We start from the raw sequence: 19,152 nt of genomic DNA, 5'->3' as shown, positions 1-19,152 counted from the left end.
TAATCGAAATGTTATTTTATGCCTTTTTATACGATTCAGAAACCGAAAGGAGAAACGAAATGAGCGAACTAGGCGTTAAAGATAACACGTGTAGAGTGGTCAAAAGAGGATTCTCAGCAGTTGGAACAAGGCATGAAGCGAAGTATTCAGAATACCCAACCGTAATTCCGCAATCATTTGACTCTTTAATAAGTCGTATGGAGGAAATCCAAAATCGAACTGGTGAAAAATTGGCTCTATACGAACCAGGTAATTATGCACCCGATAACCTTGGAACCTACTATACAACCGCTCAAGTCACAGAGATTGGTTCTATTCCACAAGGAATGGTAAGCCAGACCACTCCTGTGTGCACTTATGCTGTCTATACTCACAAAGGTGAGATTTGGAAAATAGGTGATGCTTATGGTTCTCTTAACCGTTGGATTGATGAGAATGGCTACAAACATAGTAAAGGTTGGGTAGTGGAGTTGATGGACGAAAGATTTAATCCGACTTCACCTGAAAGTGAACTAGAGATTTATACGCCAATCGAAGAGAAATAGTCGACGAAAGAGGAGTGACCCTGCAAACCATCGTTTGTGGGTCTTTCTACGTTCTGGCATGAATCAATATCTTTATTTATTCAGCTAACGGGACACGATAGTGGAATAAACAAACCATTGTTGAGAGGCTTTCGGAGTCTGCTCATTATGCAGAAATGCATTTGAAACGTCTCTTTTTCGATCAGGCATCAGTCTAATACATTATTTTTTCTAAACGGATATTCGCCCGCCAGCATGTATATTTCCTCGAAACATCTAGAACGATGGTATTTATTCATTAGACTGCACGCATAAGGAAAATATTTCACTTCAATTGGAAAAAGCTGTCCCGAAAGTAGAACGTCTACTTTTTAGGACAGCTTCTTTAATGCTCTACGTCATATTCGTTTTTTATCGCAAATAATCTATATCGTAAGTCCCATCGAAAAATTCTCCAGCGCCTACACGATAGGCGGCGGTCGACTTGTAGCGCAGTCCGCTCGACAGATGCTCCAGAATCTCCATCTCGCGTTTCGTAAGCCCATACAGGTAGCTTTGCCGACGTGAACCGATCTTCTCCAACTGCTCACGTTGACGCTTCAATTCTTCGAATATATAGCCATTCGCTGTTTACTATATTTTTAATTGACAGATTTTAACTGTATGAGGATAATAATTGTAACTATGGAAAAAGGAGGGAAGTAGGAAACCAGGTTTTATTTGAGTGGAATTTGTAAACGCAAGGGTTCGGTTTTAACCACACACATTAACCTTTTAAAGGAGTGTAGTCATGTACGATAAAATCGTCGACATTTTGTGCGCTATCAAAGAAGACCAACCGGAACTCCGCCAATCCCTGTCCCCCAAAATGGATCTGAACAACGATATAGGCCTCGATTCTCTGCAAATGATCCAGTTTATGCTCAAAGTCGAGGATCAGTTGAACGTGACCATTGACTATGACCAATTCGATTACGAACATCTCCACTCGATCGACGCTTTTATCGCTTTTCTGAAAAGCTGCCAGCCGCAGGAGCAGCCGGTGTACGAAGATGTCAAGCAGTGAAGCCGGTGTGATTCCGAAAACCGTTATGGGTACCTTCGATCCCGAAACGCGCTGGAGGGATCCGGATCTGGCCCGGCTGCCCGCTATACCCGATAAGGACCGTGAATCGATTGTCTTGTGCATGGACGAGCTGCTCTTTCCGTTCTGCGGGCCAGACGATGTCCTCTACAGCCGTTGTAAAATAGATCCGGCGCTGCACGAGTACCTGGAAGGATTGGGCTTTTCTTTTCGGAACCGTTATCACTATGATTTGAACGATGAGAAGGAGCCCCTAGCCGAACCGGACGTTTTCAAGCGGTGCATGTTCAAGCTTGCGGTCGATCAAGCCCAGCTTCTTAAACCGGCAAACAGGGTGCTGCAGGCGGCCGGTTCTGGTTATCCTGAGGGTGCGGTCTTGCCGGAATCTATCTCTTCGGCGAACGCCGCCGGAGATTTACGGAAAGCTCAATCACCGGATGAAGCGGTGTTCACCTGCACCGCAAAAATTCTGTCTCCGTACGCCATTACGGCGGATACGGAAGCTTACCTGCACGCCGCCGGACCGTTTGGCCCTTTGCCGGACATCGAGACGGTTGTACGCGTTAACTCAAAGATGTACTCCAACCAGCTCCTAGCCAGAATCGGCGAGAAGTGCTGCGGCACGGAAGCGAACAGCGTAGCGGAAATGAAAGCGGCCGGAAATGCGCTTCTGAAGCAGGGGCCGTATTTACTGAAAGATCCCTTCGGCGTTTCGGGCAAGGGCAATCTGCTCATCGACAGCGAAGCCATGCAGCGAAGGATAGCGGAGCACCTGCATAAACAGGAGGAAAGCGGATTGCGCTCTCAGTTCCTGCTGGAGCCCCTGCTGAGGAAAGAGACCGACTTCAGTTCTCACTGGTTCATTCGGGAGAACGGTGAGAAGGATTTCATCTCCGTTCAGCGGATGATTAATCACCAGCAAAATTACGGCGGTTCTATCAAGGCGGATAAAGCTTTTATCCACCTGCTGGAGAACGCCGGCTATTTCAACGTGATGGAGAAAGCGCTCCGGCTTCTGGCGGAGGACGGATACCACGGCTTCGTCTGCATCGACTCCATGATACTGAAGGACGGGGGAGTCGTATCCATTGTGGAGATTAACGCCCGCAAGTCCATGGGCCTCATTAACGCTTATCTCGATAAATGCTGGGAAACGTACGGACTTACCGGCTGGCTTACGTTCTTGTCCCTCGGTCTTCCGGAAGGCTTCGCAATCGGGAGGCTGCTTCACGCTCTACGCGTATCCGGTCTTCTGTTGACAGCCCCCGGGGGGTACGGGATTGTTCCTCTCTCATCTAACGCCGTAATGGTGAACGAGATTCTGACCCGTCGCCGTATCGCCGAGGGAACGCAGAACAAGTGGGCCATGCCGAAGGGCCGACTGTATGTATCGGTGGTGGGACGTGACGACGGACACCGCAGCGAACTGGTCGCAAGCCTGAGGCAGGTGCTCGCCGACTTGTCCGTTAAAGTGTACAACTAAATCTGGAACTCGGGGGATGCGCATGAATTCATCTTCGGTTACCTTGCTAGCGTCGGGTAATTCGCTCGGCGCATACATTCCGGCTATGCATCTGCACACGTACCTGCAAGGCAGAGGAGTCGGAACGGACGTTCACGTTCTGGAGAACTTGTATCACGAAGAGGTCCGGAACAAGATCCTGTCCACCAAAAAAGCATTCCATGCGGATTTCTCCGTTGCTCGTATGGGGCATAAGCTGGCCAAGCCCGTTGACACTTCTCTGGACGAGGAAGCGGTCCGGAAGCTGTTGGACACCTGGAAACTGGCCGGTGTCTCCCGCTTTGCCGTGTTTACCGGCTTCTGGCTGCCGATCCTGGAGCGCTACAAGGCAGTTGCCGGCAGACCCCTGGATATCCGGCTGATCCGGCTGGATGCGTGGGATACGCCGTCGTTTAAGGTACACAAGCAGTTGTATCTCGACTATGACAACGTTTGGTTCTACGAGCCCTCGAAGCTGTCCCCAAGCAGCTACATCGCTTCGGACGAAGCGGAGCCGCTGCCTTATTGGCAGCGAGCCGGACGCATTCTGATCCATGGCGGCGGCTGGGGAATCGGCACCTATGCCGAGACGATCTTAGAACTTCGTACGCTCGGCCGCATCCTTGATGTGATCGTCTACGATCCTTCCGAGGTGGAGGAGGACGACGGGGTTACGCGCTACTTCGGTACGGAGGCCTCCTGGAATCCGTGGAGCCAAGACGCCCAGGGGAGACACACGTTTCCGCCGATGGTTCGGTACGTCCGTGAAGACGGCACGCTCCGGAAGTATCCGCTCCGGGATTACTCCGCTTACACGGACCTGATGCGCAATTGCGCGGCTATCATCAGCAAGCCGGGGGGAGCGACTCTGAACGACTCGCTCTCGTTCGGAATCCCTTTTGTTATGTTGGAGCCGTTCGGCGACCATGAGCTTCATAATTCAACCTATTGGGAATCCTGCGGTTTCGGTATCCCGTTCGCAGAATGGAGAGCCCAGGGTTTCTCGGAGCGTCCTCTGCAGGAGATTTACAGTCGGTTGCTGGAGCAGCGATCAAAAATCAACCATTTTGGGAGGAATATTTATGCAGCCGAAAACAGCAGTTACGTTTGACCAACTGACATTCAGTAATATGAAAAGATCCCTGGTTCCGCTGGCGGAAACGGGAAGGAAGCGCCGGGAAGATCCGGCATATGCGGCCCCCGTGCCTTACGAGATCGGGATCAAGCTCAATAACGGCTGCAACTTGCGCTGCAAGCACTGCTTCGAATGGAATCCGGATGGCTTCCATCATGGCTTTGCCAAAGAAGTGAAGAACGACGAAATCGAGATTCCCGTCGTGGAGAAGCTTCTGGCCGAAACGAGAGAACGCAAATCGCGCGTGTTCCTGTGGGGCGGGGAGCCGCTGTTCTACTCCAAGTTCGATGAACTGGCGGAGCTGCTGGCCAAAGAAGACCGGTACACGACCATTTGTACGAATGCGATTCTCATTGAACAGAAGCTGGATTCCATTCTGAAAATGTCGGAAAATCTGGTCATGCTGGTCAGTCTGGAAGGCTTCGAGCAAGAGAACGACGCGATCCGGGGCAAAGGCACGTTCAAGAAAGTGATTCATGCCATACAGCTGCTGCTGGATCTGCAAAAGCAGGGCCTGTACAAAGGTAAAGTGTCCGTAGCTCTGACGGTAAACGACCAGATGGTCGGTCAGCTTTACAGCTTTATGGAATTCTTCGAAGACATGGGCGTTGATTCCGTCTACTTCTGCTTCCCTTGGTACATCCCTTCCGATACCGCGGAAAAAATGGACACCTACTTCGATGCCCATTTCCCGCACCTTGCTTCTCGCTTTGAGGACGACCATAAGAACAGCTGGCACTCCTTCACGTTCCACATCTCGCCGGACAATTTCGATACGCTGATCGAGGAGCTTAAACGAGTCAATTCCCGCGTGTGGAACGTACGCATCCGCTATCAGCCCGCACTGGAGCCCGAAGAGGTGGAAGGGTTTATCCGGGGCAGCGAGAAGCCAGCCATGAACCGGACGAAGTGCTTTTCGATCTCGAACCGCATGGACGTCATGCCGGACGGCAAAGTGAATCCGTGCAAATTTTTTCCGGAATTCAGTGTAGGCAATTTATACGAAGAAAGCGTGGCGGATGTTTTCCACGGCGGAGATCTACGCAAACAGCGCGAGGTTCTGGCCTGCGGCCTGATGCCGATTTGCTCCAAATGCGTGCTGCTTTATAACAATGGAATTTAAGCGTTTAAACTTTATGCCGCCCAATCAGGCTAAAAAGGCAATCGTTCAGGAGGGGCAGGAATGGACTTCATCCGTGTGCGGGAACTGCACAAATCATTCGTGTATTACCGGAAAGAAGCCGGTCTCAAAAATTCGCTGAAAAATTTATTTGCCCGCAAGTCGCTGGTGAAGGAAGCGGTTAAATCCGTTTCCTTCGACATCGGCCCCGGCGAGTGCGTCGGATTTCTCGGTCCCAATGGGGCGGGGAAAACCACGACGCTCAAAATGCTGTCGGGTATTCTTTACCCCACAAGCGGGGAGGCCGATGTACTCGGCTATGTGCCATGGGAGCGAAAGAACGAGTTCAAACGGCAATTCTCCATTGTGATGGGACAGAAAAACCAGCTCTGGTGGGATCTTCCCGCCAGCGAGTCGATTTATTTGAACAAATGTATTTATGACGTGGAAGATGATCTCTACCGCCGGAGTCTTGCCGAACTTTCCGAAATGCTCGATGTGCAGGAGCTTCTGAACGTGCAGGTGCGCCGGTTGTCCCTGGGTGAGCGGATGAAAATGGAGCTGATCGCCGCTCTTATCCACCGGCCCCGTCTGCTATATCTCGATGAGCCGACGATCGGCCTTGATTTCCCCTCCCAGAAGAAGGTCAGGGAGTTTCTGAAATACTACAATGAGCAGTTCGGTGCGACGATCCTGCTTACGAGCCATTACATGAAGGATGTGGAGGACCTGTGCAAGCGGACGATCATCATTAACAAAGGAAGCCTTCTGTATGACGGGGATCTTCACAAAATCAACGATCTTTTTGGGGAGCAGAAAATTATAAAATTGAGGTTCTCCGAACCTGTTGCCGAGCAGCGGTTGGCCAAATTCGGGAAGATCGTCAGCTCAGACGACTACTACGCTGTTCTGGAGCTGCCGAAGTACCGTTTGAAGGAAGTATCGCGTGCGGTGCTCGATTCATTTCCCATCGTTGACTGGACGATCGAGGATATGCCGATCGAAGAGAGCATTTCGATGCTCTACCGTAAGGAACTCGTCGGAGAATTCGTCGGATGAACAGACACAGATTGTACATGGCTGTTTTTTCGATGGGCATCCAGCATTCGATGGAATACCGGTTTCACTTCTTTCTCGGTCTTCTCGGGGCCGCATTTCCGATTCTTGTCCAGTATTTCATCTGGACGGCCGTGTACCAGCATTCCGGCCAGACGGCGCTGTTCTCGTATTCGTACGGTCAAATTATTTTGTATACGATCTTGGCGGGGCTGGTGTCCAAGCTGATTGCTACCCAGTTCGAGCACCAGATTGCAGACGACATCAAAAACGGCGGCCTTAACAAATATTTGATCAAACCTATGAGCTATTTCGGTTACCGGCTGGTGTCCTTTTTTGGCCAGAAGGCGATCTATTACGGCATTACGGCTCTTCTGCTGATCGCGATTATCTGGCTGGCGTCCGCCAGAGATGTGCTCGATGTCCAGGCCGTACGTCTGATCTTATTTGCCTTCACGCTGTGGGGAGCGCTTCTACTCAACTTCCTAATCGCTTACTGCATCTGCGCCAGCGCTTTTTATCTGCAAGAAATCTCGTATTTTTTCGTAATTACAAGTCTGCTCGTCAATATTTTGAGCGGAGGCATGTTTCCGTTGGAGATTTTCGGGGAGTCGGTTGTGAAGGCGCTCCAATACACGCCGTTCCCGTATACCATTTATTTTCCTGTCAATGTCCTCAGCGGCAAAACGGAAGCGGCGGCTATGTACCAGGGGCTGCTCATCCAGTGCGGGTGGATTCTGGTGTTCTTCTGGCTATCCCGTCTGACGTGGCGCGTTTCCATGAAGAAATATTCGGCGGTTGGGGGGTAGCGGACATTCCATATGTTTAAAATCATGAGAAAATACGCGCTCCTCTACGGCATGTTCATTAAAAACTGCCTCATCGCCCAGATGGAGTTCCGGGGCAACTTTATGATGAGCCTGCTGGTCGAATCCGTCTACCTGCTTGCCAAGCTGTTATATGTGCTCGTCGTGTTCCGCACCGACCTTCACGTAGACGGCATACCGCCCGAAGGGCTGCTTCTATTTATAGGCATGCACACCGTGGTGACCGGAATTTATGTCGGCCTGTTTTTTACAAATTTCACGAAAATTCCCGAGTATATCAAAGACGGCTCGCTTGATTTAATGCTGACGAAGCCCGTTTCCCTCCAGTTCATGGCTTCCTTGCGTTACGTTGATTTGGCGCTGCCCATACCCGATATTCTGGTCGGGTTCGTCATGGTTGGTATCGGCTGGCATGCCATGGATATTCCGCTGACGTTCCTGCAACTCATGGGTTTTTTCCTGCTGCTGCTCGTCTCCGTTGTTATCACGTACTGCCTCATGATTATCCCGGCGCTGCTTTCATTCTGGTTCGTCCAGACGGGCTCCGTGTCGGAGATCGCCCATTCCGTCTGGGACGCCAACAATTTTCCCATGGCTATTTACCCGGCCTGGGTCCGCCGGATCGGGACCTTTGTCATTCCTCTGTTCCTTATTACCAATTTCGGACCGATGTTCCTGCTTGGACAGCTCAGCTGGCTTTATGCGGGACTGGCGCTGGCCGGTTCGCTTCTGCTCTTTACAGCCGTTCGGCTACTCTGGAAACAGGCCGTGAAAGGATACAGCAGCGCGAGCAGTTGAGACGGATTATCTGTCATTAAAAATATCGGGTTTCTATCCTAAACTTAGAAAAGGAAGTGCTAACGCATGCCGGACATTGCGACAACCCAAGGCCGCACCTCGTTAAATTGCGTATTTCAGGATCCGGATCGGATCGAACTTATAGAGGAGCATGTGCCTGAGCCGGGACCGGGACAAATTTTATGTGCGGCCAAAAAGTCTCTGATCAGTACGGGAACGGAACTGGCTTGTCTGAAGGGACGTTTCGATGAGGGGACGGTCTGGTCAACTTGGGTTCGGTATCCATTTTATCCGGGATACTCCATGGCGGCGCAAGTGCTGGAGACAGGTAACGGGGTGAAGGGAATAAAGGCCGGTGACAGGATCATCTGTCCGGTCGGACACCGCCAGTACTTCCTTGCAGATTATAAAGAAGCGGCGCTTATTCCAGATTGGATCCGTGACGAAGAGGCGATTTTTACACAGATCGCGAAGGTTGCCCTGCTGGGGGTCCTGCGGGCCGAACCCGAATTCGGAGAAAGAGTGGGAGTCGTCGGACTTGGCCTTATCGGCCAGCTTGTCATCCAGTATCTGAATGCAGGCGGTGCGCGCCAGATCATCGCGATTGCGCCGGAAAATTCCCGCCTGGACCAAGCCCGCAGAAACGGGGCAACCGATCTGCTGAATCTTCCGGTGGCCGAAGCATTTGGACCGGTAGAAGAACTTACCGGAGGCAGAATGCTGGACACGATATACGACGTGACGGGTTCTTACACCGTACTGTCCTACTGCACGCAGTTGACCCGGAACCTAGGCAAAGTAATCCTGCTGGGTGATTCGACGGAACCTTCTAAGCAGACCATCGGGCCCAAAGTAGTCTTTAATTCGGTCAGCATACTGGGGATTCACGGCCGGATGATGGAGGGTTTTAAAGGCTGGACGGAAGTGGACATGAACGGGTTCATATTCGAATCTCTCCGTCGCGGGAAACTGGACGTCGCAAGTCTTATTACCGAAGTAGCAAGCCCGCTCGAAGCCGTCTCGGTCTATTCCCGACTCGCCGAGCGTAAATCTGATTTCATGGGAGTTTTGTTCGATTGGACGCAATTGTAACGGCTGAGGGGGAAACCAAATGAGAGCATGTAACGAACTTACGCTGAAGGAGAAAATCGGTCAGTTGCTGATGGCTGGCTTCGAGGGTCTTACGCCGGATGCGAATATCGGCGACCTTTTGCAGAACCATTTCATCGGGGGAGTCGTGTTATTTTCCCGTAATCTCGACAACCCCGGGCAGGCATTCGCTTTAACGCAGGAACTCCAGCGGATGGCTATAGCTGCGAGGGGAATCCCGTTGTGGATCGGAACGGATCAGGAGGGGGGCATGGTCGTCAGGGTAAGGCAGGGAATTGCGCAGCTGCCTGCGGCGATGGCCCTGGGTGCGGCACGCGATCCCGTGCTTCTCTACGAAGCCGCCAAGGGTACGGCGGAGGAGCTGAAAGCGCTGGGTATCAATATGAATTTCGCTCCTGTGGTGGACATTAACGTCAATCCGCGAAATCCGATCATTGACGTCCGATCGTTCGGAGATGATGTCGAACTTGTCGCCGAGCTGGGGATTGCCGCCATGCTCGGTTTTCAGGACGGAGGTATCGTCTCCGTCATCAAGCACTTTCCCGGGCACGGCGACACGGAGACGGATTCCCACGCTGTGCTGCCGGTCGTGAGGCATTCCCTTGAGCGACTGCGGTCCGTGGAGCTCGTGCCGTTCCGGCAGGCAGCGCGGATCGGGGCCGAAGCCGTCATGACGGCCCACGTCGGGATTCCGGTGCTCAGCGGCGGAGAGCCCGTTCCGGCCACACTCTCCCGGGAAATTCTGACGGGCTTGCTGCGGGAAGAGCTGGGATTCGATGGGCTTATCGTTACCGACTGCATGGAGATGAACGCCGTAACGCAGGGAATCGGCGTGGGGGAGGCAGTCGTCCGGGCCGTGCTGGCCGGAGCGGACCTTCTTCTCGTCAGCCATACGTACGAGAGCCAGTTGGAGGCGATGGCTGCCCTGGAACATGCGGTGGCGGACGGGCGTCTGCCGGAAGAGCGGATCGATGCTTCCGTGGAGCGCATCCTTCGCCTCAAGGAGCGCCGCATCGAAGAGCTGGGGGAGCGCATGTGGGAAGAGGCGCGGACCCAGCTGGGAAATCCGCGGACGCTCCGGACGATTGAGCGGCTTCGTGAGAAAAGCATCACCGCCGTCAACCGTGAATCGGATTTTTGCCGGTTGTCTCCCGTAGTCGACACGCTCGTGCTGTGGCCGCAAATGACGGCCGCCTGCAAATCCGAGGACGAGCCAGCATACGATGACACCCTCGGCAGCTCACTGAGTCATTTTATCACGGCAAAGTTAACAGAGCGTGTGTACGGGACCAGTCCGAGTCCGGATGAGATTGCGGCCTTGGCCTCCGAAGCGGAGGGATATGGGCAGATCGTCGCGGGAATTTTCCACACGGCTTCGAATCCCGGGCAGCCAGCTTTGGTCCGCAAGCTCTTGGCGGGAGGTGCCAAAGTCATTCCGGTCTCCCTGCGCAATCCTGTCGATCTCGCGGCATTCCCGGAAGCCAAGGGCTTTCTAGCCTGTTACGAGCATCATCCGCATACGCTGCAGGCCTTATCCCGTGTTCTGATGGGCATGGCGGAGCCTGCCGGAACAATGCCGGTCACGCTTCCAGATCATTCGTCAGAAGGGGGAGAATTAGATGAACGCCGTTCAGCTTCCGGTGTTGAATCCGCCACTTAAAGGATTTTTGAGGTGGGCCTACACGCTTTCGATCACGAGCGCCCACGAAGAAACCATTCCTTGGTGTTATAGCAATTTTATCCAGTTATCCTGCACCAAAAAATTTCTGGAGAATGGCAGGCAGTGCTTTGTCGATTTTTTCCGGGGCAAGCCCAACGAACTGAATTTCAACAACCCTTTTCTTCTCACCTGCTCTGTCAATTATACGATTCTGGAGAATTTGGCATTAGACGCCTGGCCAAAATTTTTCGCGGATCAGATCCGCAACGGCTATTATTGCGTCGTTTTTTTGGACGAAGCCAAGCTATCGCCGGCGGCCTCCTATCAGAAAGCGCCGTTCCCTCATCATCTTTTTCTATACGGGTTCGACTGGGACGAAAGTGTATTCTATGCTTCCATGTTCGACCATACGGGGGTATACCGCAATTTGCAGATCCCGTTCAGGGAGTTCCAGGATGCCGTCCAGTCAATGAGACAGCTTTTAAAGGAGAGCCTCACGGCCGATCATCATACGTATTTTTACAAATACGAACCGCATGCTCCTTATCCTTTCGATAAAACGGCGGCGATCGACCAGCTGCGCGATTACATTAATGGAGAGACCCGTTTAAACCGGATCAATTACAATCCCGACGATGAGGAAGCTTTCGGAATCAAGGTGTACGACTATTTGCAAATGTACTATGATGCCGTAGAGAACAACGATTCCCGGCTGGGTGACCGCAATGATGTGAGGCACCTTCATGTGCTCTGGGAGCATAAAAAAATGATGAGCGAGCGGATCGGATATCTGGTAGATGAGGGGATAATACCGTACGACGAAGAGCTTGTGGAAGGCTACAAGGATGTAACCAAAAGGGCGATGAAGCTAAGGGATCAGTACATTCGACATGAGATCCGCAATGATAAGGAAGTGTTTGAACGGCTGAAGCTTCGGTTCGACCAATTCCGGGATGAAGAGCCTGTTCTCATGCAAAAACTGATTACACTGCTCGAAGGCTAAAAAAGCCGCGAACTGCGTATAAAAATCACTTGCCCTGGAGTTAACTCCAAGGAGTATACTTCATTTTGAAGGAAACGATATCTATTGGAAAGTGAGGAACCATCAAATGGACTATGTGAAACTTGGAAATACGGGCATGGATGTTTCCCGGATTTGTCTTGGTTGTATGGGCTTTGGTGACGCAGAGCAGGGGCATCATCAATGGGTACTTGATGAAGAGCACACCCGTGTAGTAATAAAAAAAGCCTTGGAGCTTGGAATCAATTTTTTTGATACGGCAAACGTCTACGCTGGCGGGACAAGCGAGGAGTTTGTGGGCCGGGCTCTAAAAGATTATGCCAATCGAGATGAAATTGTTTTGGCAACGAAGGTTCATTTCCGTATGCATGAAGGTCCCAATGGTGCCGGGCTTTCCCGAAAGGCAATCATGAGTGAAATTGATAAAAGTTTAAAGCGACTGGGAACCGATTATGTGGATCTTTACCAAATCCACCGCTGGGATAACAATACACCAATAGAAGAGACGATGGAAGCGTTGCATGATGTGGTGAAGGCAGGGAAAGCCAGATACCTCGGTGCTTCTGCCATGTACGCATGGCAGTTTTTGAAGGCCCTGCATATAGCCGAGAAAAATGGATGGACCCGGTTTGTATCCATGCAGAATCATTACAATCTCATCTACCGCGAAGAAGAGAGAGAGATGCTCCCTCTTTGTAAGGCTGAAAAAATAGGGGTGATTCCATATAGCCCTCTTGCAGGAGGAAGGTTGACGAGAGATCCGCAGGAAACAACGCATCGTTCTCAAACCGATCTGGTTCAGAGATCGAAATACGATGCCACTGCAGATACTGATCGATTGATCGTGGATCAGGTTGCGGCAATTGGGGAAAAACATGGTGTTCCCCGAGTTCAAATCGCGCTTGCCTGGTTGCTTCATAAAGAACCGGTAACAGCTCCTATAGTTGGTGCTACAAAAATATCGCATCTCGAGGATGCGATAGCTGCTCTTTCGATCAAGCTTACGCCTGAAGAAATTGCTTCCTTGGAAGAACCATATGTTCCTCACCGGATCGTCGGCCACCAGTAATGAGCAAGTAAATCGGACCACTGAGAAATCGGTGGTTCGTCTTTTTTTCAAGAGGCTTTACGATACGGATCATCGCGCTGTCCGTAATGGCAAGTTTTTCCCACTGATATTTCTTTATGATTTTCGTTATAGTATTGGATAAAGTGGATTTGATAAAGGAGTCCGTTGTGAAATGCTAAAGATCAGTGCTTTTTCCAAGTTGAGTGGTGTTTCCGTCAAGGCGTTAAGATTTTACGATAGCGTGAAGCTGCTTGAGCCCGCCGTTATAGATCCTAATAATGGCTATCGGTACTATACCCAGGAGCAACTTCTGACCGTTAAGCGCATTACCGCCTTTAAGGAACATGGTTTCACGCTGGATCAAATAAAAACCTTTCTGGAAGAGCATCCATTACCTGAAGTAAAACTAAAGTTAGCCGATAAGAAGAAAGAACTTGAGCGTTCCATCCTAGAAGCGCAGCAGCAGTTGAAAGGAATCGATAACAGAATTGCCCGCGTCGAAGAAGCGGATAAACGCCAACATGAAACACCGATAACCGTTCGTAGCGTACAGCCTCAACTTACGGCTTCGATTCGTGATATCGTTCCGCGTGCGCACCTGTGTCTACTGCTTGACGAACTCACAAAGTACGTCAATTCGTATGGGGAGGGCGAAGGACGAGATCTGACGATTTTATGGTATGATCATGGCGGCACGGACACGGATCAAGCCGATCTAGAGGTTGCAATACCACTAACAAAGGCTATTCCAAGCAACGAAAGAGTGAATGTCCGCCTTCTGCCCGAGCTAAAAGCGGCCGCTTCCCTTGTACACCTCTGCAGTCCTTACGATGACTCTTGCCTTGCTGCTGATCAGTTAGCATCATGGATCTCGTCTCAAGGCTATGTCCGTTCCGATAAAGAGCCGATCCGTGAAACCTATTTAACTTCGGACAAAGATATTTACGGAAAAATGCGCTTGGCCGAATTGCTCTTTCCCCTTTAGCTTGGTTAAGATCATTGGTATCTCCATGCCTCCTTTCGGAGTTCATTTTTTCTCTGAAAATAGTTTTGTAATCCCCTCTTGACTCTCCCCTTTACGGGAAGGTGTACAGTAGCATTACACATCATAAGGGAGTGAGAGTCTATGAAACGATTGGAAGGAAAAATTGCACTAGTCACAGGCGGAAGTCGTGGTATAGGAAAAGGAATTGCGCTGCGACTGGCGCAAGAGGGCGCTCTGGTTATCGTTCACTATGGCAACCGCCGTGTTGCTGCAGAAGAAGTTGTCCGGGCCATTGAAGCGCAGGGAGGACAAGCTTTGGCTATAGGAGCAAATCTCGAAACCCTTGCCGGGGTAACGGATTTGGTTCAAACGATGAAGGAAACGCTCCTTCGCCTAACGGGTCAGAACCGGATCGATATTCTCGTTAATAATGCCGGTTTAGGAACTTCCAAAACATTAGAGGAAACTACGGAGGAAGAATTCGACGCGATATTTGCAGTGAATGTAAAAGCACCGTTTTTCCTCGTCCAGCAAACTTTGCAGCTTCTGCGTGACGGAGGACGTGTTATTAACATCTCTTCAGGCGTTACACGAATTGCGTATCCCCATATCATGGCGTACAACTTGACGAAAGGTGCCATAAATACGTTTACCCTGCAACTTGCGAAACTATTAGGGCCCCGCGGTATTACAGTTAATGCCGTACTCCCTGGCATCGTCGATACGGACGTGAATGCGGAATGGCTGCATACGCCGGAAGGCCAACAACATGCAGTCGAAATGTCTGCCCTTGGCAGGATTGGCGAAGCTTCGGATATTGCGGACATCGTGGCTTTCCTCTCGTCATCGGACGGCCGTTGGGTTACCGGACAGATGGTTGATGCCACGGGCGGATCACACTTATAAGTTCAATCAACAGCCCTTCTAAGCAAGATGGAGGGGCTGTTTTTATGTTTAATCGTCGTAAAACTTGCCGTTACTTATGGTAGGAGAAGGATTCAAATTATACTCCATGATACCAATTGGAATCGAAATCCAACTTCAATAATTGTCCAAATCTCTCACCGAATTCAATAAACCCTCTTCCTCTTGCAGTCAGTATATTCCCATCTTGGACTACAAGATCATTACAATAATTCTCTTCTTTAAAAAAACCTGTTTCCTTTCTCTGTTCTTCATACATTCCAATTGTGTATTTACGATCTTCTAACAATCCTGCTTTTGCTAATAGATATGGAGAACTTGAGATTGCTGCAATTACAAGATCCTTATTATTTAGGGAACATCTATTTATAAAGTCTATCAGATCTTCATTATCATACAGCGTTGAAATATCCATACATCCTGGAAGTAATAGACTATCTAGCGTATTGATATCGACATCATAGATCGTTGTATCAGAAATGCAAGTTAGATCCGATTCACCTATTATTGGTTCTGAAGTAATCCCTATCGTTTTTATCGGGTGATCTCCCTGCTTAAGAATGGAAAGGGCAACGGTTAATTCATATTCACTAAACAAAGGGTACAAAATCACACCTGTTATTTTTGTTTTCAATTCTTATAATCCCTCCATAAAATAGTTACTAAAGATCTTTAATCATTAAAATATGAGGGATACCATCCTCAATAAATTCAGCTGATGAAGCCTGATAGCCAAGTTTTCTATAAAACCCCTCTGCCTGAGTTTGCCCGTGCAATTTAACTTGATGATTTCCTTTTTCAACAGCGATTTCTTCTAATGCGGAAATGATTTTTTTCCCAATCCCAAATTTCCGGTATGGCTCTAAAATACAGATACGTTCTAATTTACCTATTCCATCAAGAATGCGAATCCTTCCTGTGCCAACGGGTTGCCCATTGTAATAGGCGAGTATATGTTCACATTGTCCATTCAGCGCATCAAATACATCAAATTCATCTTTAAGTGGTACGCCCTGTTCATCAACAAATACTTTCTTTCTAATTGAGAATGCATTTTCTAATTCCTCAGGTTGTGTGATTCTTTTTGTATTCACGTTTTTATTCCTCTCTGGATTTATTTTTTATAAAAAAATCGTCATAATGAATTCAGCATCAATAACAGGTATAATAAAATAATATTGTTGTAAATGCAACAAAAAAATCTATTGGTAGGTGTTCGAATGACGGATATACTTCGCGAAGTTGGAATGATCGCTAGAGCTTTGGATTCCATAAGCAATATTGAGTTCAAGGAATTAGATCTTACAAAAGGGCAATACTTATATCTGGTTCGTATATGTGAGAACCCGGGAATTATTCAAGAAAAGCTAGCGGAAATGATAAAGGTGGACCGAACAACTGCAGCACGTGCGATACAAAAACTCGAAATCTCTGGATTTGTTGAAAAGAAAGACGATGAAAAAAACAAAAAAATTAAAAGGCTATTTTCAACTGAAAAAGGTAAGCAAGCGTACCCCTTTCTAAAGAGAGAAGGGGATTATTCTAACTCGGTTGCGTTAGCGGGACTTTCTGAAGAAGAATCCGAAACATTGTTTCATCTTCTGCATAGAGTTAGAAAAAATATTGAGATCGAGTGGGAATTCGTAAAGAAGGGAAATAAAAGAGATTACTGATATTAGAAATCGAATAGCTAAAAATTTGATGACAGACAGGAGTTAGATACAATGATAAAAGGTTTCGGAGGAATATTTTGGAGAACTAAGAATCTTGAAGTTACAAAAAAATGGTACAGTGAAGTGTTGAAGATTGAAATAGAAAATTGGAATGGGACTGTGATAAAACCCCAATTAGGAAATGAGACTATCTTTTCTTTCTTTACCGAAAATGACAGTTATTTTCCAACAGAACAACAAGTGATGCTAAATTTCCAAGTACATAATCTTAACGAGACTATTAAGCATCTTGAACATATGGGTGTACCTCTTGCAAAGAAAAAAGAGATTAGTGAGTTTGGACAGTTTATTTGGATTGAAGATCCTGAAGGTCGACTGGTCGAGCTTTGGGAGAAATAACGAGTTGTAATTCATTTGCTATTGAGCTAAACGGAGCCCAACAAACCCGAGATGTGGATTGCCGGGCTTTCTTCTTGGTTCAGGCTTAAATCGTTATGAAAAGAATAGGCTGCTCGTATTATGGCAATATAATAAAAACAAAAAGGAGAGATTCCCTTGATAAGAACGATAGCGGATTCCATTGTGGAATCCCTTCTGAACGCCGGCGTGAAGCGAATTTACGGCATTATCGGCGATTCGCTCAATGCCTTGCTCGATGCGATCCGTCGTTCCGGAAAAATAGAATGGATCCATGTCCGCCACGAAGAGGTTGCAGCGTTCGCGGCGGGCGCGGATGCCACCCTCAGCGGAGGAATCGCCGTATGTGCAGGTAGCAGTGGACCAGGTAATTTGCATCTCATTAACGGATTGTACGATTGCCATCGAAACCGAGTGCCAGTACTTGCGATTGCCGCTCATATTCCGAGCAGTGAAATCGGCAGCGGCTTTTTTCAAGAGACCCGTCCGGACATGTTGTTTCAGGAATGCAGCTTCTTTTGTGAAGTCGTAACCGGACCGAAGCAAATGCCTCGAGCGGTTACGATGGCGATGCAAACCGCGACGGCAAGGTCGGGAGTGTCTGTCTTAGTTCTTCCGGGTGATGTAGCCGCTTTCGAATACGACGAAAGCCCCGTTCCGGAACGCGTCATCCATTCCACCCGGCCGAATGTCTGCCCTTCTACAGATGAATTGAAGACGCTTGCCGACTACTTAAACAAAGGCAAGAGGATCACCTTGCTGTGCGGTGCCGGCTGCGCGGGAGCTCATGCTTCGCTCATGAAGCTGTGCGAGAAGCTGCAATCCCCGATGGTCATAGCGCTGCGAGGAAAAGAATATCTGGAATACGACAACCCGTATTCCGTCGGATTAACCGGCCTCATTGGATATTCTTCCGGCTACCACGCCATGATGGAATGCGATGTCTTACTCATGCTGGGTACAGATTTTCCATACCGGCAATTTTATCCGCAAGAAGCGACAATCCTTCAGGTTGATTTGGATTCCTCCCGACTAGGCCGGCGAACGACGCTCGCATACGGGGTGTGCGGAGACGTGAAGACGACGGTCGAAATGCTGTTACCCCTGTTAAAGGAACCGCACTCCCCTGATCATCTGCAGCACTTTGCCGCACATTATGCCAAAGTCCGCGAGGAACTGGACAATCTTGCAGATCCCGGCCGAGCACCTATTCATCCGCAATTCCTCATGAAGGTAATCAGCGATCTCGCAGATGAGGATGCCGTTTTGACTTGCGATGTTGGGACGCCGACTGTGTGGGCTGCCCGATACTTGAGCATGAATGGAGAAAGAAGGCTTATTGGCTCGTTTAACCACGGGACAATGGCGAACGCCATGCCTCAGGCGATTGGGGCGCAGGTTGCACAGCCAGGACGCCAGGTCATATCGCTGTCGGGGGACGGGGGACTCACCATGCTGCTCGGAGATCTATTGACCCTTCGTCAGCATAAGCTCCCGATCAAGATCGTTGTCTTTAATAATGGTGCGCTTGGATTCGTGGAATTGGAAATGAAAGCAGCCGGATTTTTAGAATTCGGAACGGAACTCGACAATCCAAACTTTGCGGTACTGGCTCAAGCCATGGGAATCGAAGGAATCCGGGTCGAGGATCCGAATGACTTGGAAAGCGCCGTTCGCCGAGCGCTCGAACACAGCGGTCCGGTAGTGCTGGACGTCGTCGTCAATCGTCAGGAGCTGGCTATGCCGCCGAAGATCAACTTCGAGCAGGCACGCGGATTTACGATGTGGATGCTGAAAGCCGTTTTGAACGGGCAAGGCAACGAAATCATCGAACTGGCGAAAACCAATCTCCTTCGGTAATAAATAGGAGTACTTTGAAGTGGTGTCAGAAGTCAGAAATATTGTCCCATTCCCGAGGGAGAGGGAGGGAATATCAGCTTTTCTAAAGATTCCTACAACTGACTGCACACACTGCCTTGGTCGTAAGCGTAAAATAGCCCCATCTGATTGCCAGGTAGGGGCTATTTTACGTTTACAAATATGGCTAAGTAATCATCATTGTTGATTACTATCAAAATGAAGATCGCCTTTGCAACTATTTAAAACCACACTACTAACTATTGTCGGGTGACAAGAACATATATCGTTTGCCGATTGAGGACAAGAACATATATTGTTTTACGTAAATGAAGACGGTTTTCAATTAGAGTTAATTTCGTCGCHGCTNDGRYANAGTATHNATSSGYAS

General features: G+C 49.2%; 19 protein-coding genes and 1 pseudogene. 17 read left to right on the top strand and 3 right to left on the bottom strand.

Annotated features, from left to right (window positions below; all coding sequences use genetic code 11):
• Window positions 1-545 (top strand): GyrI-like domain-containing protein (locus BVG16_RS31835; protein WP_144027557.1); only part of this gene is annotated, 545 nt, incomplete at its 5' end.
• Between the two features lie 450 nt (window positions 546-995).
• Here BVG16_RS31835 and BVG16_RS31830 read toward each other — a convergent pair.
• Window positions 996-1,139, bottom strand: a pseudogene (locus tag BVG16_RS31830) (response regulator transcription factor); the annotation flags it as partial.
• 175 nt (window positions 1,140-1,314) lie between these two features.
• On the opposite strand from BVG16_RS31830, the gene BVG16_RS31825 reads away from it, so the two are divergent.
• From BVG16_RS31825 to BVG16_RS31765, 13 genes are all read left to right on the top strand, one after another.
• Window positions 1,315-1,590 (top strand): acyl carrier protein, encoded by a 276-nt coding sequence (locus BVG16_RS31825; protein WP_078503219.1) that lies wholly within the window; start codon window positions 1,315-1,317, stop codon window positions 1,588-1,590.
• Window positions 1,577-3,091 (top strand): hypothetical protein, encoded by a 1,515-nt coding sequence (locus BVG16_RS31820; RefSeq protein ID WP_078503218.1) that lies wholly within the window; start codon window positions 1,577-1,579, stop codon window positions 3,089-3,091. The genes BVG16_RS31825 and BVG16_RS31820 overlap by 14 nt, the downstream gene beginning before the upstream one ends.
• 22 nt (window positions 3,092-3,113) lie before the next feature.
• Window positions 3,114-4,220, top strand: a complete 1,107-nt coding sequence (locus BVG16_RS31815; RefSeq protein WP_078503217.1) for a hypothetical protein — start codon at window positions 3,114-3,116, stop codon at window positions 4,218-4,220.
• Window positions 4,192-5,367 carry a radical SAM protein gene (locus BVG16_RS31810; RefSeq protein WP_078503216.1) on the top strand — a complete coding sequence of 392 codons (1,176 nt, stop codon included), beginning with the start codon at window positions 4,192-4,194 and terminating at the stop codon, window positions 5,365-5,367. The genes BVG16_RS31815 and BVG16_RS31810 overlap by 29 nt, the downstream gene beginning before the upstream one ends.
• Window positions 5,368-5,427: 60 nt before the next feature.
• A complete protein-coding gene (locus tag BVG16_RS31805) occupies window positions 5,428-6,423 on the top strand; it encodes an ABC transporter ATP-binding protein (protein ID WP_078503215.1) in 996 nt (331 codons plus the stop codon).
• Entirely contained in the window at window positions 6,420-7,229 is an 810-nt protein-coding gene (locus tag BVG16_RS31800) for an ABC transporter permease (protein WP_078503214.1), read from the top strand. Before BVG16_RS31805 ends, BVG16_RS31800 begins: the two co-directional genes overlap by 4 nt.
• 12 nt (window positions 7,230-7,241) lie before the next feature.
• Window positions 7,242-8,045, top strand: a complete 804-nt coding sequence (locus BVG16_RS31795; RefSeq protein ID WP_078503213.1) for an ABC transporter permease — start codon at window positions 7,242-7,244, stop codon at window positions 8,043-8,045.
• A 66-nt stretch (window positions 8,046-8,111) separates the two neighbouring features.
• A complete protein-coding gene (locus BVG16_RS31790; RefSeq protein ID WP_078503212.1) occupies window positions 8,112-9,137 on the top strand; it encodes a zinc-dependent alcohol dehydrogenase in 1,026 nt (341 codons plus the stop codon).
• 19 nt (window positions 9,138-9,156) lie between these two features.
• Window positions 9,157-10,815, top strand: coding sequence for a glycoside hydrolase family 3 protein (locus BVG16_RS31785; protein WP_078503211.1), 1,659 nt, complete (start codon window positions 9,157-9,159; stop codon window positions 10,813-10,815).
• The gene (locus BVG16_RS31780) at window positions 10,775-11,818 is read left to right on the top strand and encodes a hypothetical protein (RefSeq protein WP_078503210.1); all 1,044 of its coding nucleotides are present in this window, start codon (window positions 10,775-10,777) and stop codon (window positions 11,816-11,818) included. The genes BVG16_RS31785 and BVG16_RS31780 overlap by 41 nt, the downstream gene beginning before the upstream one ends.
• Before the next feature lie 106 nt (window positions 11,819-11,924).
• Complete coding sequence (locus BVG16_RS31775) at window positions 11,925-12,905, top strand: aldo/keto reductase (RefSeq protein ID WP_078503209.1); 981 nt, start codon at window positions 11,925-11,927, stop codon at window positions 12,903-12,905.
• Between the two features lie 172 nt (window positions 12,906-13,077).
• On the top strand, window positions 13,078-13,890 hold the full coding sequence (locus tag BVG16_RS31770; RefSeq protein ID WP_078503208.1) for a MerR family transcriptional regulator: 813 nt from the start codon (window positions 13,078-13,080) through the stop codon (window positions 13,888-13,890).
• 141 nt (window positions 13,891-14,031) lie between these two features.
• Complete coding sequence (locus BVG16_RS31765; RefSeq protein WP_078503207.1) at window positions 14,032-14,796, top strand: SDR family oxidoreductase; 765 nt, start codon at window positions 14,032-14,034, stop codon at window positions 14,794-14,796.
• Between the two features lie 97 nt (window positions 14,797-14,893).
• On the opposite strand, the gene BVG16_RS31760 is transcribed toward BVG16_RS31765, so the two are convergent.
• Together BVG16_RS31760 and BVG16_RS31755 are read right to left on the bottom strand one after the other, a co-directional pair.
• Window positions 14,894-15,448, bottom strand: coding sequence for a DJ-1/PfpI family protein (locus tag BVG16_RS31760; RefSeq protein WP_078503206.1), 555 nt, complete (start codon window positions 15,446-15,448; stop codon window positions 14,894-14,896).
• A 28-nt stretch (window positions 15,449-15,476) separates the two neighbouring features.
• Window positions 15,477-15,908 carry a GNAT family N-acetyltransferase gene (locus BVG16_RS31755; RefSeq protein WP_078503205.1) on the bottom strand — a complete coding sequence of 144 codons (432 nt, stop codon included), beginning with the start codon at window positions 15,906-15,908 and terminating at the stop codon, window positions 15,477-15,479.
• A 126-nt stretch (window positions 15,909-16,034) separates the two neighbouring features.
• On the opposite strand from BVG16_RS31755, the gene BVG16_RS31750 reads away from it, so the two are divergent.
• The 3 genes from BVG16_RS31750 (at window position 16,035) to poxB (ending at window position 18,764) form a co-directional block, all read left to right on the top strand.
• Window positions 16,035-16,487, top strand: coding sequence for a MarR family winged helix-turn-helix transcriptional regulator (locus BVG16_RS31750; protein ID WP_078503204.1), 453 nt, complete (start codon window positions 16,035-16,037; stop codon window positions 16,485-16,487).
• Window positions 16,488-16,538: 51 nt separating this feature from the next.
• Window positions 16,539-16,886: a VOC family protein gene (locus tag BVG16_RS31745; RefSeq protein ID WP_078503203.1), complete on the top strand. Its 348-nt coding sequence runs from the start codon at window positions 16,539-16,541 to the stop codon at window positions 16,884-16,886.
• Between the two features lie 156 nt (window positions 16,887-17,042).
• Window positions 17,043-18,764 carry a ubiquinone-dependent pyruvate dehydrogenase gene (poxB, locus tag BVG16_RS31740; RefSeq protein WP_078503202.1) on the top strand — a complete coding sequence of 574 codons (1,722 nt, stop codon included), beginning with the start codon at window positions 17,043-17,045 and terminating at the stop codon, window positions 18,762-18,764.
• Window positions 18,765-19,152 lie beyond the last annotated feature (388 nt).

The sequence above is a fragment of the Paenibacillus selenitireducens genome, assembly GCF_002021565.1.
GTDB lineage: Bacteria > Bacillota > Bacilli > Paenibacillales > Paenibacillaceae > Paenibacillus_K > Paenibacillus_K selenitireducens.
Note: the sequence above shows the minus strand (reverse complement) of the source record. Positions and strands in the feature narration are given on the sequence as shown.

Bases quoted from the DNA above. Each gene is read 5' to 3' on its own strand.
- BVG16_RS31825 (WP_078503219.1), top strand. From the start codon at position 1,315: ATGTACGATAAAATCGTCGACATTTTGTGCGCTATCAAAGAAGACCAA.
- BVG16_RS31820 (WP_078503218.1), top strand. From the start codon at position 1,577: ATGTCAAGCAGTGAAGCCGGTGTGATTCCGAAAACCGTTATGGGTACC.
- BVG16_RS31815 (WP_078503217.1), top strand. From the start codon at position 3,114: ATGAATTCATCTTCGGTTACCTTGCTAGCGTCGGGTAATTCGCTCGGC.
- BVG16_RS31810 (WP_078503216.1), top strand. From the start codon at position 4,192: ATGCAGCCGAAAACAGCAGTTACGTTTGACCAACTGACATTCAGTAAT.
- BVG16_RS31805 (WP_078503215.1), top strand. From the start codon at position 5,428: ATGGACTTCATCCGTGTGCGGGAACTGCACAAATCATTCGTGTATTAC.
- BVG16_RS31800 (WP_078503214.1), top strand. From the start codon at position 6,420: ATGAACAGACACAGATTGTACATGGCTGTTTTTTCGATGGGCATCCAG.
- BVG16_RS31795 (WP_078503213.1), top strand. From the start codon at position 7,242: ATGTTTAAAATCATGAGAAAATACGCGCTCCTCTACGGCATGTTCATT.
- BVG16_RS31790 (WP_078503212.1), top strand. From the start codon at position 8,112: ATGCCGGACATTGCGACAACCCAAGGCCGCACCTCGTTAAATTGCGTA.
- BVG16_RS31785 (WP_078503211.1), top strand. From the start codon at position 9,157: ATGAGAGCATGTAACGAACTTACGCTGAAGGAGAAAATCGGTCAGTTG.
- BVG16_RS31780 (WP_078503210.1), top strand. From the start codon at position 10,775: ATGAACGCCGTTCAGCTTCCGGTGTTGAATCCGCCACTTAAAGGATTT.
- BVG16_RS31775 (WP_078503209.1), top strand. From the start codon at position 11,925: ATGGACTATGTGAAACTTGGAAATACGGGCATGGATGTTTCCCGGATT.
- BVG16_RS31770 (WP_078503208.1), top strand. From the start codon at position 13,078: ATGCTAAAGATCAGTGCTTTTTCCAAGTTGAGTGGTGTTTCCGTCAAG.
- BVG16_RS31765 (WP_078503207.1), top strand. From the start codon at position 14,032: ATGAAACGATTGGAAGGAAAAATTGCACTAGTCACAGGCGGAAGTCGT.
- BVG16_RS31750 (WP_078503204.1), top strand. From the start codon at position 16,035: ATGACGGATATACTTCGCGAAGTTGGAATGATCGCTAGAGCTTTGGAT.
- BVG16_RS31745 (WP_078503203.1), top strand. From the start codon at position 16,539: ATGATAAAAGGTTTCGGAGGAATATTTTGGAGAACTAAGAATCTTGAA.